Source organism: Parasphingomonas halimpatiens (genome assembly GCF_036663795.1).
In the GTDB taxonomy this organism is placed as follows: Bacteria; Pseudomonadota; Alphaproteobacteria; order Sphingomonadales; family Sphingomonadaceae; genus Sphingomonas.
In genome coordinates this window covers 1-13584 of record NZ_JAXOJP010000027.1, presented here as the reverse complement: position 1 = coordinate 13584, position 13584 = coordinate 1, and the positions used below count along the sequence as shown (strand labels likewise).

The 13584-nt window shown below is 63.8% G+C and carries 12 protein-coding genes and 1 pseudogene; 9 read left to right on the top strand and 4 right to left on the bottom strand.

Translation table 11 applies throughout. The features are described from left to right. Positions 1 to 46 precede the first annotated feature (46 nt). Entirely contained in the window at positions 47 to 535 is a 489-nt protein-coding gene (locus U1839_RS20400) for a DUF2314 domain-containing protein (RefSeq protein ID WP_332805414.1), read from the top strand. A gap of 16 nt (positions 536 to 551) precedes the next feature. Here U1839_RS20400 and U1839_RS20395 read toward each other — a convergent pair whose 3' ends face one another. Further along, a complete protein-coding gene (locus U1839_RS20395) occupies positions 552 to 1010 on the bottom strand; it encodes a GFA family protein (RefSeq protein ID WP_332805413.1) in 459 nt (152 codons plus the stop codon). Between the two features lie 53 nt (positions 1011 to 1063). Between U1839_RS20395 and U1839_RS20390 the strand changes: the two genes are divergently transcribed. Then, positions 1064 to 1693 carry a trimeric intracellular cation channel family protein gene (locus U1839_RS20390; protein ID WP_281130272.1) on the top strand — a complete coding sequence of 210 codons (630 nt, stop codon included), beginning with the start codon at positions 1064 to 1066 and terminating at the stop codon, positions 1691 to 1693. Positions 1694 to 1750: 57 nt separating this feature from the next. Here the strand turns inward: U1839_RS20390 and U1839_RS20385 are convergent, their stop codons facing one another. Further along, positions 1751 to 3640 carry a hypothetical protein gene (locus U1839_RS20385; protein ID WP_332805412.1) on the bottom strand — a complete coding sequence of 630 codons (1890 nt, stop codon included), beginning with the start codon at positions 3638 to 3640 and terminating at the stop codon, positions 1751 to 1753. Positions 3641 to 3884: 244 nt separating this feature from the next. On the opposite strand from U1839_RS20385, the gene uvrA reads away from it, so the two are divergent. From uvrA to U1839_RS20355, 6 genes are all read left to right on the top strand, one after another. Further along, entirely contained in the window at positions 3885 to 6974 is a 3090-nt protein-coding gene (gene uvrA, locus U1839_RS20380) for an excinuclease ABC subunit UvrA (RefSeq protein WP_332805411.1), read from the top strand. Positions 6975 to 7091: 117 nt separating this feature from the next. Continuing rightward, positions 7092 to 7286, top strand: coding sequence for a type II toxin-antitoxin system RelB family antitoxin (gene relB, locus U1839_RS20375; RefSeq protein WP_332805410.1), 195 nt, complete (start codon positions 7092 to 7094; stop codon positions 7284 to 7286). Next, positions 7261 to 7533, top strand: coding sequence for a type II toxin-antitoxin system RelE/ParE family toxin (locus tag U1839_RS20370; protein ID WP_332805409.1), 273 nt, complete (start codon positions 7261 to 7263; stop codon positions 7531 to 7533). Before relB (U1839_RS20375) ends, U1839_RS20370 begins: the two co-directional genes overlap by 26 nt. Before the next feature lie 43 nt (positions 7534 to 7576). Continuing rightward, on the top strand, positions 7577 to 7876 hold the full coding sequence (locus U1839_RS20365) for a helix-turn-helix domain-containing protein (RefSeq protein ID WP_332805408.1): 300 nt from the start codon (positions 7577 to 7579) through the stop codon (positions 7874 to 7876). 84 nt (positions 7877 to 7960) lie between these two features. Further along, positions 7961 to 8182 (top strand): type II toxin-antitoxin system RelB family antitoxin, encoded by a 222-nt coding sequence (gene relB, locus U1839_RS20360; RefSeq protein WP_332805407.1) that lies wholly within the window; start codon positions 7961 to 7963, stop codon positions 8180 to 8182. A gap of 750 nt (positions 8183 to 8932) precedes the next feature. Continuing rightward, a complete protein-coding gene (locus U1839_RS20355; protein ID WP_332805406.1) occupies positions 8933 to 9877 on the top strand; it encodes a diguanylate cyclase in 945 nt (314 codons plus the stop codon). Positions 9878 to 9997: 120 nt separating this feature from the next. On the opposite strand, the gene U1839_RS20350 is transcribed toward U1839_RS20355, so the two are convergent. Then, entirely contained in the window at positions 9998 to 11836 is a 1839-nt protein-coding gene (locus tag U1839_RS20350; RefSeq protein WP_332805405.1) for an NACHT domain-containing protein, read from the bottom strand. Positions 11837 to 12245: 409 nt separating this feature from the next. On the opposite strand from U1839_RS20350, the gene U1839_RS20345 reads away from it, so the two are divergent. Beyond that, positions 12246 to 13193 carry a c-type cytochrome gene (locus U1839_RS20345; protein WP_332805404.1) on the top strand — a complete coding sequence of 316 codons (948 nt, stop codon included), beginning with the start codon at positions 12246 to 12248 and terminating at the stop codon, positions 13191 to 13193. Positions 13194 to 13490: 297 nt separating this feature from the next. On the opposite strand, the pseudogene U1839_RS20340 reads toward U1839_RS20345, so the two are convergent. Further along, positions 13491 to 13584 (bottom strand): annotated as a pseudogene (locus U1839_RS20340) (IS5/IS1182 family transposase); the annotation flags it as partial.

Genomic DNA, 13584 nt, shown 5'->3' with positions numbered 1-13584 from the left:
CCGCGCGATGACGTCGCGCCGGCGGGCGGGGGGAGCGGCAATGCGCATGACGGCACGATGGGTGGTCCCGGCACTTTTCATGGCGCTGGCCGGCGCAGGGGCGGCGCCGGCGCAGGACAAGAGCGAAAAGCCGACCATCGTCTGGATCGAGGCGAGCGATCCGGCGATGAATGCCGCGATCGCCGGCGCCAAAGCGGAGTTGCCGCAATTCTTCGCGCATTGGCGCGCGCCGGCGGCTGATGAGCGCGCCTTCACCGTCAAGTTCGACGTCATCCCGGGCGACCGTGCCGAATTCATCTGGGCGGTGGACCTGCGCCGCGACACCGCCGGGGTGCTGAGCGGCACGCTGGTCGACGACGCCGAACTCGATCCGACCATCAAGGGTGGTCAGCGCGTCACCATCGCGGACGCCGGCATCATCGACTGGGGTTATCGCAGAAAGGGCGTGATGCAGGGCTCGTACACGGTGCGGGTCATGCTCGATCACATGGACCGGGCAGAGGCGGCAAGCCTGCGGCGCGATCTCGGCTGGTAAGCTTCACACGGCCTCTTCAACCGCCCAACAATGCCTTCCACCGCACGCGCGCTTCGGCGGACCACACCTCGCCCGGATCGGCGTAGAAGCCGTCATAGGCCTTCGCCGCCTCGGGCAGCCTCACCCAAGGCAGTTTCGAGCGCGTGAAGATATGTACGTCGGGCGGCAGCGCGCCCGGCGCGTCGAGCGTGCCGACCCGCACGAACGCTGCCGTCGGCACGCTATAGTGGCTCCACAGCGCGACGCGGCAGGTCGGGCAGCGGAACACCTCCTGCCCGCGGCCGCTTTCCGACGGTGTCATCACCGGCTCGGGCGCACCCGCGAGCAGCGTCACCCGATCGCGCTCGATCACCGCGTTGATCACGAAGGCCGATCCGGTCTCGGTCTGGCAGCTCGTGCAATGGCAGCAATGCACCACCATCGGCGTATCGCTCAGCCGATACCGCACCGCGCCGCACGCACATCCCCCGTCCATCACCCTAGCCCCCGCCATTTCCTTCGCGGCGAGCATAGCCTAATCGCACCCCGATGCTCCACCCTCCCACCTTCCTGCCCGTCGCCGCGCCGTGGCTCGATACGATCGGGCTTGCCGTGTTCGCCGCCTCGGGCGCGCTGGCGGCGGCGAAGCGCGGGCAGACGATGGTGACCCTGGCCTTTTTCGCGCTGATCACCGGCGTCGGCGGCGGCACGGTGCGCGACCTGCTGATCGGCGCCCCGGTGTTCTGGACGCATGATCCGCGCGCCGCCGGGGTATGCCTCGCCGTTGCCACGCTGATCTGGATCACGCCGCAACGCTGGTGGAGCGATGCCGCGCTCGACTGGTTCGATGCCGTCGGGCTCGCCGGCTATGCCGTGTTCGGCGCGGCCAAGGCACTCGGCTATGGCATCCCGCCGCTCCCCGCCGCGCTGATGGGCGTGGTCACGGCGTGCGTCGGCGGCATCATCCGCGACGTGCTGGCGGGCGAGCCATCGATCCTGATGCGGCCCGAACTCTATGTCACCGCCGCCGCGCTCGCTGCCGGCCTTTACGTCGCGCTGCTGCTCGCCGGGCTCCCGCTGTTCGCCGCGGCGGCGATCGCGGCAACCGCGGGCTTCGCCCTGCGTGCCGCCGCGATCCACTTCAAGCTCGCCTTGCCGAGCTACCGCGGACGGCGCTGACCCTCTGGCCGCCGTCCGGGCAAGGCACGCGACCTCGTCGCGGCCCTCCCGGCGACATCATCCCGGATCGACCTGACGCTCCTGTTGCTGTGGCTGCTCCTGCGCCGGTGGTGGTGGAGGCGGAGGAGGCGGTGGCGGCGGAGGCGGAGGCGGTGGAGGTGGAGGTGGAGGTGGAGGTGGAGGCGGTGGAGGTGGTGGCGGAGGTGGCGGAGGCGGAGGCGGTGGCGGTGGCGGTGGCGGCGGTGGCGCCGCGACCGGCATATCGCGCTGCATCTGCATCTCGGGCTGCGGCGCGCGCTGCGGCATCGGCTCGGGCGCGTCGCGGCCGGGGAACTCGCGGCGTTCGAAGCGCGGCGGCGGCGGCGCTGTCTCGGCCGGCGCGACGGGGTCGGGCGTCGGCATGGCGACCGGCGCGGGTGGTGGCGGCAACACGGCCGGTGTGTCGGGGCGTTCGCGGCGTTCGAAGCGCGGCGGCGGCGGCGCTGTCTCGGTCGGCGCGACGGGGTCGGGCGTCGGCATGGCAACCGGCGCGGGCGGTGGCGGCGACACGGCCGGTGCGTCGGGCCGTTCGCGGCGCTGGAAGCGCGGTGGCGGCGCTGTCTCGGCCGGCGCGACGGGGTCGGGCGTCGGCGCGGCGACCGGCGCGGGCGCTGGCGGCAATATGACCGGGCCGTCGGGCCGCTCGCGACGCTGGACGCGCGGCGGGACGGCGGGGGTTGGCGTCACGGTCGTCCCGCCGCCATCGAACACGCGCGGCGGGCGCGGGCCGCCCGGGCGGTCGCCGCCGTCGCGCGCACCGGGTTCGTCGCGGCGCGGCCGCGGTGCCGGAGGCGGCGGCGCCGCAGGATCGCCGACGCCCGGCGGTGGCGTCGGCGCCGGTCGCCCGGGTCCGCCGGTGCCGGGTGCGCCGGGCTGCCACGGACGCCCGGGGGAGCCATCGTGGCGCGGGTCCGATGGTGGCGTGCCGGGTCCGCCCGGGCTGTCATGCCCCCGGCCGTCGCCATTTGGTGGTGTCGGGGCCGGCCGATCGGGGCCAGCCGTGCCCGGTCCACCGGGATGCCCGGGCCTACCGTCGTGGCGCGGGTCCGGCCGCGGCGTGCCGGGTCCGCCCGGGCCGCCATGGCCCCAGCCGTCGCCGCCATGCCGCCGCCGGTCGTCGCGCTCGCGCCGTTCGTCGTCATAACGCCGGTCGCGTGCGCCATGGTCGCGGTCGCGATGCGTGTCGCGATAACGCCGCCAGCCGCCGGTGTCGCGTTCGCGCGCAAAGTCGAACAACAAGGTCGCCCAGAATCCGCCCTGGTCGCTCCAGTCGACGCTCGGCCCGACCCGCCGCTCGCGCGCCGCGCGGCGCAGCGCGATGCCGCGCGCGAACAGCCGCCCCGCGCTCACGCTGCGCATATCGTCGCGCCGCCACGGCACCGCGCGGCCATTGTCGTCATAGACCACGACCAGCCCGTCGCCGTCGAACCCGTAACTGAAATAGCCGTCGCGGATCAGGAAGGGATAGTCCGCGCCCGGCGCGTAGAAATAGCTCCGCCGCTGGTGGGCAACCGGCTCGACGATCATCATATGCCCGTCGCGCGCCTGCCACGCCCAGTCGGTATCCCACGTCCCGTTGCTCGCGAAACGGAAGCTGAAATCGGGCGGCGATTCGCCAAAGGCACTGGCCAGCGCATCGGCATCGTCGATCCAGCGATAGTCGCCGATATCCTCGCTCGGGGCCGGCGGCGGCGGCGGGACGGGCGGCAGCGGCGGAGTGTAGATGATCGGCGCGGGCGCCACCGGCGTACGCACCACCACGCGCTTGACGACCTTCTTCTTCGCCTTATTCGCGACCTTCGTCACCTTCGCCCTGGTCTTCCCCTCGGCCTGCCCGGCGAACCCGACCGCCAGCAACGCCCCCAACGCGACCGCTGCCCGCAATTTCGTGAAAATATCCCGACGCATAACGACTCTCCCGGATCGACTGCAGCGATCATTACGCCCGCAACATGAACCGTCGCTGTGCGTCGCGATAGGAGATTATGGGCGCCGACGTCGCCCGCCCTCCGGGGAACCGACCGATCGGGCAGGTTGTTTTCCGGCGCATCCCAACCCATCTGCTTGCCTCACGGCACTTCTTGCCGATTCCGAACAAATCTGGAACAAACCGACGCATGTTGACGCATATTACAAAGCAGCGGTGTTCCGCATGCTGACCCACATAAGCGTTCGTGGTGCCCGCGAGCACAACCTCAAGGATGTCTCGATCGACATCCCGCGCGACACGCTGACGGTGATCACCGGGCTGTCGGGCTCGGGCAAGTCGAGCCTCGCCTTCGACACCATCTATGCCGAGGGGCAGCGGCGTTATGTCGAGAGCCTCTCGGCCTATGCCCGCCAGTTCCTCGAGCTGATGCAGAAGCCCGATGTCGACCATATCGAGGGGCTCAGCCCGGCGATCTCGATCGAGCAGAAGACCACCAGCCGCAACCCGCGCTCGACCGTCGCCACCGTCACCGAAGTCTATGATTATATGCGCCTGTTATGGGCGCGCGTGGGCATTCCCTATTCGCCCGCCACCGGCCTGCCGATCGCCGCGCAGACCGTCAGCCAGATGGTCGACCGCGTCATGGCGCTGCCCGAGGGCACGCGGCTCTACCTGCTCGCCCCCGTCGTGCGCGGCCGCAAGGGCGAGTATCGCAAGGAACTCGCCGAATGGCAGAAAGCCGGCTTCACCCGCGTCCGCATCGACGGCGAACTGCACGAAATCGACGAGGCCCCGGCGCTCGATAAGAAGTACAAGCACGACATCGAGGTGGTGGTCGACCGCCTCGTCGTCGGCCCCGACATGGCGACGCGCCTCGCCGACAGCTTCGAAACCGCGCTGAAACTGGCGGAAGGGCTGGCCTATGTCGATCTGGTCGACACGACAGTTGCCGCTCTTAACCCCTCCCCTTCAGGGGAGGGGTTGGGGTGGGGAGGTGCCGCAAACGCGCGTGTGGGGATAGGCCCCACCCCCAACCCAGCATCGGCGTCTTTGGCCCTGTCCGGGGGACAGGGCTACGCCGATGCTCCTGAAGGGGAGGGGCTTAAAGGGAGCAAGGTAGCCGAAGCCCCCCAAACCTTCACCCCGGAAGGCAGCATGAAGGGCACCGGCCTCCCGCCCAACCGCATCGTGTTCAGCGAGAAATTCGCCTGCCCCGTCTCGGGCTTCACCATCGCCGAGATCGAGCCGCGTCTGTTCAGCTTCAACGCCCCGCAGGGCGCCTGCCCGGCGTGCGACGGGCTCGGCGAGAAAATGTTGTTCGACGAGGATCTTGTCGTCCCCAACCACGCGCTCAGCCTCAAAAAGGGCGCGATCGTCCCCTGGGCCAAGTCCAACCCGCCCTCGCCTTATTACATGCAGGTGCTCGGCAGCCTGGCGCGCGAATTCGGCTTCAGCCTCGACACCCCGTGGGAGGATCTGCCCGGCGAGGTGAAGCTGATCATCCTCCACGGCACCGCCGGCAAGCCCGTTACTTTGACCTTCGTCGACGGCCGCAAGTCCTATGACGTGCGCAAGCCGTTCGAAGGGGTCATCGGCAATCTCAACCGCCGCTTGCTCTCGACCGAGAGCGCCTGGATGCGCGAGGAGCTGTCGAAGTACCAGAGCGCCGCCGCGTGCGAGACCTGCCACGGCGCCCGCCTCAAGCCCGAGGCGCTCGCGGTCAAGGTCGGCATGCGCGACATTTCCTCGGTCACCCATCTCTCGGTGGTCGACGCGCTCGCCTGGTTCAGCGCGATCCCCGCCGAGCTGACCGACCAGCAGAACGCCATTGCCGAGCGCATCCTCAAGGAAATCCTCGAGCGCATCGGCTTCCTCAACAATGTCGGGCTCGATTATCTCAACCTCGATCGCACCTCGGGCACGCTGTCGGGCGGCGAGAGCCAGCGCATCCGCCTCGCCTCGCAGATCGGCTCCGGGCTGTCGGGCGTGCTCTATGTGCTCGACGAGCCGTCGATCGGCCTGCACCAGCGCGACAACGACATGCTGCTCGCCACGCTGCGCCGCCTGCGCGATCTCGGCAACACCGTGCTCGTCGTCGAGCATGACGAGGACGCGATCCGCTCGGCCGATTACGTCATCGACATGGGCCCCGGCGCCGGCGTCCATGGCGGCGAGATCGTCGCGCACGGCACGCTCGATCAGGTCCTTGCCAACCCCGACAGCATCACCGCCGATTATCTCAACGGCACGCGCGAGGTCCCGCTGCCCACCGAACGGCGCAAGGGCACCGGCAAGAAACTCACCGTCCACAACGCCACCGCCAACAATCTGCGCGGCGTCACGGCGAGCATCCCGCTCGGCACCTTTTGTTGCATCACCGGCGTGTCGGGCTCGGGCAAGTCGAGCTTCACCATCGACACGCTCTATGCCGCCGCCGCGCGCTCGCTCAACGGTGCGCGGATCATCGCCGGCAAGCACGACAAGGTCAGCGGCCTGCAATATCTCGACAAGGTCATCGACATCGACCAGTCGCCGATCGGCCGCACCCCGCGCTCCAACCCGGCGACCTATACCGGCTCCTTCACCCAGATCCGCGACTGGTTCGCAGGGTTACCCGAGAGTCTGGCGCGCGGCTACAAGCCCGGCCGCTTCAGCTTCAACGTCAAGGGCGGCCGCTGCGAGGCGTGCCAGGGCGACGGCCTGCTCAAGATCGAGATGCACTTCCTGCCCGACGTCTATGTCACCTGCGACGTGTGCCACGGCGCGCGCTACAATCGCGAGACGCTCGAGGTGAAGTTCAAGGGCAAGAGCATCGCCGACGTGCTCGACATGACGGTCGAGGACGCCGCCGAGTTCTTCAAGGCAGTGCCCGGCATCCGCGACAAGATGGCGATGCTGGTCGAGGTCGGGCTGGGCTATGTCAAGGTCGGCCAGCAGGCGACGACCTTGTCGGGCGGCGAGGCGCAACGCGTCAAGCTCGCCAAGGAACTGTCACGCCGCGCGACGGGCAACACGCTCTACATCCTCGACGAGCCGACCACTGGCCTGCACTTCGACGATGTGCGCAAACTGCTCGAGGTGCTCCATGCGCTGGTTGAGCAGGGCAATACCGTGGTGGTGATCGAGCATAACCTCGACGTCATCAAGACCGCCGACTGGGTGCTCGACCTTGGGCCCGAGGGTGGCGTGAAGGGCGGCGAGATCGTTGCCGAGGGCACGCCGGAGCAGGTGGTGAAGGTCAAGGCCAGCTTCACGGGGCAGTATCTCAAGCCGCTGCTGGTGCGGCGGAAGGAATCAGTCGCGGCGGAATAATTCTCCCTCTCCCCCTTGGGGGAGAGGGAAGGGGCCCAAGCCGCAGGCTTGGGAAGGGAGAGGGGGAGTGATGGCGCGCAACTTCCCCTCCCAACGAAAGAGCGCTAATATCCACCCATGACGAAGATGACCCCCATCGAGTCCGAATTCGCTACGACCGCAGAGGCCGAGGCCCACGACGCCTGGGTCCGCGCCAAGGTCGAAACGGCCCTCGCGTCCAGGGCGCCGTCGATCCCGCACGATCAGGTCATGGCCGAGATTCAGGGCATCATCGACGCAAAGCGCAATGCGGCCCCTCGTCTGGCGCGCTGAGGCCCGCGACGATCTCGTCACGATCTTTACCTATATCGCGGATCGCAACCCGGCCGCGGCCGAGCGGTTGCGCGATGCAATCATCCACACCGCCGAATTGCTCCCCGACCACCCCTTTATCCACCGCCCCGGTCGCGTGGCGGGCACGCGCGAGGCGGTCGTTCATCCCAACTATATTCTCGTGTATCGCGTTACCGAGGTCGTCGAGATATTATCGGTTTTGCACGCACGACAGCAATATCCGTGACCGGGCACCGGCGCGGTTGATTGCGCGACGCAGGAATCGGGCAATGAAGAAGGAAGATTTCGACGATCTCATGGCAAGCATGGACGAGGTGCGCCGCTGGGCACGCGGCGAACATGTCCCCGGCCTGCGCCTCCATCACTTTCCCGCAGACGACGTCCGAGCGATCCGCCACGGCACCGGGCTGAGCCGCGAAGAATTCTTCCGCCAGATCGGCGTCTCCACCGCCACGCTGCGCAACTGGGAACAGGGCCGCAGCAAACCCGAAGGCCCGGCCCGCATCCTGCTCGCACTGCTCGCCCGCGACCCGGCGATCGTCACCCGCACCCTGGCCGGCGCGGCATAATTCCTCCCCACGAAGTGGGGAGGGGGACCACGAAGTGGTGGAGGGGAAAGCCGCAGGCGCGGCGCTCGCGATGAGGAGAGGGAGATGATGACAGACCGAAATCTCACCACGACTGACGAAGGTAAGGCCCACGACGCATGGGTCCGCAGCAAGGTCGAAAGGGCCTTGGCGTCGAAGCTGCCTGCCGTGCCGCATGATCAGGTGATGGCCGAGGTTCCGGATATCATCAACGCGAAACGCCGAACTGCCACCTTTCCCGCAAACAGACGCATGGAGCGGTTCAACGCATTGAATAAAAAGGGGTAATGGCACCTGTCACCGTAATTGCTGTCACGTAATTGCACCGTAATTGCACCGTAATTGCCCACCGTAATTGCCCACCGTAATTGCCCACCGTAATTGCACCGTAATTGCCCACCGTAATTGCCCACCGTAATTGCCCACCGTAATTGCCCACCGTAATTGCCCACCGTAATTGCCCACCGTAATTGCCCACCGTAATTGCCCACCGTAATTGCCTGTTTATAATTTATGACAAGCAATCGGCCTGCGAGAATGCGCCTATAATGAAATTGAGACATGGATCGGTGCCGGCCCCGTTCCGTGTCTTCCTGACAGCCGACGGTTGTATTCGCGAATACAGGAAGGGCGGGTGTCCCCCGAAGCCTGCCCTTCCTGTTTCGGATCATGGCGCCTTCGCCATCGAATGAGACCACCCACGCGGACTATGCTGGGATGCCGCGCGGGAAGGGTCGTCAGGTGTTACGTGCTGCCTTCAATGATCGCCGCCGTATCGCGCGCAAAGCCACTGTGATCTACAGCGGTTTCGCCGCTACAAACGATTTTCCGAGCTTGGACGCACGGCACCCGCACGCCCGAAAGGGAGCGCTTTTCATCGCGCCTAGATGTTTGGTTTCGGAATTTGATGAGTCGGATCTGACAGGAAGGGTTTTGGCGCTTTGAACCATGTTTTGCAGATGGCTTCGAAGGGTGTGAGGCATTTGAGGGCTCTGCCCATTGTAATTTGTATCGGTCTCTGATGTGGTGGAGCGGAAAATGGCGGTTCCGAATTTGTCCGACGAGCAGATGCGCTCGGTGCTTCAGGCCCTTGAACAGGCGTTGTACAATCACGAGCGGTGGGCTGAAGCCCTCTATGGCGCCCTGATCTGTCGCCTGCAGCCGGATGAGCGGGACATGAGCAGCGATGCCCATCGCCTGTGCCGTTTTGGCCAATGGTATTATACATCTGGGATCGTTGAACTCGGGAGCCATCCCGGCTTGAAGGAGATCGGAATCGAGCATGAGCGCATGCATCAATACGCGACGGGCCTACTCGTTGCATCGGCGGATGGTTTGCCGATCTCAATCCACGAATATGAGCGGTTTGGGACTGCCCTGAGGCGTCTGCGTCTGGAGTTCGAGTCCCTCCAGCACGAGGTCGAGCAGGCGCTATCCAATCTCGATCCGTTGACCGGAACGCCGAACCGCGTTGGGATGCTCACAAAGCTCCGCGAAGAGCGGGAACTCGCATCGCGCGGATTGCGTGGCTGCGCCGTCGTGATGATGGACTTGGATCTATTCAAGACCGTCAACGATCAATACGGGCACAGCGTCGGAGATCGCGTGCTGATCGACTTCGCCCATTACGTGATGGCGCACTTGCGGCCTTACGATCGGGTGTTCCGCTATGGCGGAGAGGAGTTTCTCATTTGTCTGCCGGACGCCGACCTGGAAACGGGGCGTGAAATCATGGACCGGTTGCGCGTGGAACTTGCGTCGCTGCTATTCGAGGCCAGCGGCGACAGGCAATTCCACGTCACCGCTTCGTTCGGCCTGACGCTTCTGGACCCGGCGGTTCCCGTGGAGCAGTCCATCGACCGCGCCGACAAGGCCCTGTACGCCGCGAAAGCGATGGGACGAAATCGCGTCATCACCTGGGACGCGTCTCTGGATGCGTCGCCAATAAAATTCGGTTACGGTGCCAGTTTACTAAATGCATGAAACTCTCTCTGCTTGGCGCACCGCCAAGCGAACCCTTCGGCCGCAAGCCGCGCCAGCCCCGCTCCGGCCGGCCGCGACTGTCAGCAGCCTGATGGGCGCCATTGCGCTCATCACAGGAGGTCACAACGAGTGATAGCTGTAGTTCAGGCCACCATCCAGACAGGCAAGCCATCTCTGGGCTACGGAAGACAGCTTCTCGAACTTCATAACTCTCAAGATTGTATCGCGCGAGTACGACAAAAGAGTGAGCCCCACATATTCACCGCCCGGAAATTTCGCCGGGATGATTTCGACGGCGAGACGGTCTGACGATGGTGACTTGTAGTAGACCGAGGCTAGTCCCGTATCACCCAAGCTTTGTGCGGCGCTGTCGTTGTCCAAGATGAAATCGATGCTGGCGTAAAATTCACTGGGCTCAAAATCGTCCCTGGCGCCAACGTCAAATGCATATAGCAGCATCATTATCGTCGCGCCAAGCAGCTTGGATCTCACAAACGTTGCTTGTTCGAGTTTTAAGCGCCGTACATAGGAGACCAGCATATGGATCTCGACACCGGCTCCTATTTCCTTGTGGTGGATCTGGTTGTTTAGCAAGCCGCCGACAGTCTTGAAAAAGAAAAGTGTTGGATTTCCCGAAAGGCAGGTCGCCACTGCTACAGTCGCCGGCGATATCAGCATCATATCACCCCCGGCTCTGTCGCTCGGTAGGCTAGTCAAATGTGCAGCAGAGAGATATTCCTGTACGGTCAGGTGACAAAACTCGGAGTGTGCAAAGCCAGACTCGACGATCAGGCCCGTGTGACTTTCTATCTCTCGTACGACCAAATCGGCTTCGCCGGCTGGTAGGCTGAACTGTTCGCAGATGGCTGCGTAAGCGCGTTTCAAATCACTACCCGAAAACCTACTTAACTTGAGTTCGTTCGTCATAAAGTACGACATCGCGCAAAGAAATTTGAATTTGCGTTCAGAAAAAAAATCATCGTACGCAGATAATCTGCGAACACCACGCTCTTCATCCCATTTTGAGATAAGTAGATTAGTAATTCGACCGTAAACGTCGACAGGTTTTCCTGGTAAATTGCCGGTCTGATTAAAAACTACAACGAGCATCGTGAGAAATAATGGGCGATCTAGGATATCGCGATAGGGTATTACATTTATTGCATCCATGAAGCGATCGGGCTCATTTGCCCATACATCTATTATCTCTCTTATTTCATTATCGGAAAGTGAGCATAACTCTAGGATGTCGCAGTTCGAATAAGAATTGCGCCAGTCACCGGAACGGCACGTCATGATAATCTTGCCGACAGACATCGCATCGTTGATCTGTGCAGATTCTTTATTGAATATATCTCGTGCTCGCTCATCAATTTCATCTACGCCATCAATAAAAAGAATGACATTGGCCTCGTGTAGTGCCACCGAAACCGCAGATTCTATCTGGGATTTTCTCTCTTTAAGCCAATCTTGCTGGGCTTTGCTGTCGTTGATGCTAATATCAGGAGAAATAAGTTCAAAGCCGATCTTCTTAAAGATATCTTCGAAGAGCGAGTTATCTTTGTTTATATCGCGTCCAAATACAACAATGGGAAACCCGACATCTTGAGCGGCCAATTCCGGATCATCCGAAATGATCTTTCTCAGCAATCGCTTGACGATCGTTGTTTTTCCCGAGCCGGGGTCGCCCAGTATCGCACACGATCTCTCGGATAAGATGACGTCCATCTCGCTGGTGACGGCGCTGAGATTGCGGTTCTCAAAAAATCTTCGAGGTTGAACGGAGATCGAGAGCGCGATCGATGATTGGTCTGTTTCCAGAGACCTGGCCATGCCAAACATATTTATCGAACGACTCCAGCGATGGATGGAGTCGATGTGTCTCGCCAAGGAATTATCCGTGTCTCGCCGAGGCGCCTTCACGAATTTCGACGCGAATTTATAGGCATCTTTGAACACGGTGTAGCCGAATCTGATAGTCGAAATGTGCTCAATCATCGCCAGCCCTCTATTCAACGGGATGCTATATCGACGGAAACATATATTGCTATAATGCGCAGCCGACGTATGTAATGAGATTGCAACTCGCCCTGCAAATATCCGGTGTTGCGTCAGCTCTCGAATTACGGAATTACGGTACCACGTGCGATAACCCCTTAACTCGCCTCATCGCCTCAGCAACGGCCGAGAGTCCGAGCTTTACGCCAACCGCGCGCGAAACCACCCGGCCGTGCGCAACAACCGCAACCGCACTGCGCCATCCCCGGCCGCACCAAGTGACAATCCGCCCCGCGCCGGCTATCGATCATGAAGGGTGCCTCCGCGCCCGGGTTCCGCGTCCACCGTTTTCCCCACCCAAGGAGGCCAGATGCGCGCGGGATGGATCTTTGTCGGGGCGCTCGCCCTTGCCGCCGCCGGAATTGCGAGGGACGCGACCACGCCGGACTGGCGCTGGCTATTCCCCATCGCCGACCCGGCGCCCGCGCCCGGCGCCGAGGATCGCGCGACCGTCCGCTTGCCGGGCAGCGCCCGCACATTTCCCGCCGCCCAACTCCACGACATGCAGCATGCCGTGGACTGGTACCCGAACGAGCATCCGGCGACGCCGGGGATCGTCGCGGCGGGGCATGGCGCCGCCAACGCCTGCGGCTTCTGCCATCTGCCGGACGGCAATGGCCGCCCGGAAAACGCCGCGCTCGCTGGCCTGCCCGCCGACTATATCAAGCGCCAGGTGCAGGCCTTCGCCACGGGAACGCGCCGGCCCGTATTGCCGAACGCCACGCCCAGCACGCTGATGGCGGCCACCGCCAGAGCAGCGACGCCGGCGGAAATCGATCAGGCCGCCGCCTATTTCAGCAAGCTGCGTTACACGCCGCATGTCCGCGTCGTGGAAGCGGCCGCCATCGCCTTTCGCCCGGGCCGCTTCGTCTACCTGCCGGGGGCCGGCGCGAAACAGCCGATCGGTGACAGGGTCATCGAGGTGCCCGACGATTCTGTCCGGTTCGAACAACGCGATGCCCATGTCGGTTATACCGCCTATGTCTCGCCCGGCGCCATCGCACGCGGCCGGGCGATCGCCCTGAGCGGCGGCACGGGCGGGCAGTCCAGCACCCTGTGCCACGGCAGTCGCCTGCAGGGCGGCATCGCTCCGCCGTTGGCGGGTCGCTCGCCGACCATGCTCGTCCGCCAGCTCGCCGGCTTCGCTACCGGTGCCAGGTACGACGCGGCCGCCGCGCCGATGCGCGCGCTGGCGGCAAAGCTGAAGCAGCGCGAGATCGTCGACGTCGCGGCTTTCGCGGCCACGCTCAGGCCTTAGCCGGCATGACGCTGGCAGGGCGCTAAATTGCTCGTCTTGAAATTACGGTGACGTGGCGTAATTGAGATAGCTATCCTCATGCGTATGCTGAGTCTCGCCGATTACCTCGTCGCGCTGAAGGACGAGACCAATGTCCGCCGCATCGAGAAGCGTCGCTGGCGCGAGCGCCGCCAGAGCGGGAGGCGAAAAAGTGGGAACCGGTTTTTCGCAACAAATCCCGCGACAACAAAAGATTATAGAGCAGGATGCGATTCGACCCAATCGCATCCTGCTCTAAGAGCCTGATTCAAAAGTTTCTCAACTGATTGAGACTCTTGCGATTCTGCGGGTGATCATGCGGATGCTGGCGATGGTTGCCCATGCGGTCGAGCTTTCGATGGATCGTTCCCAG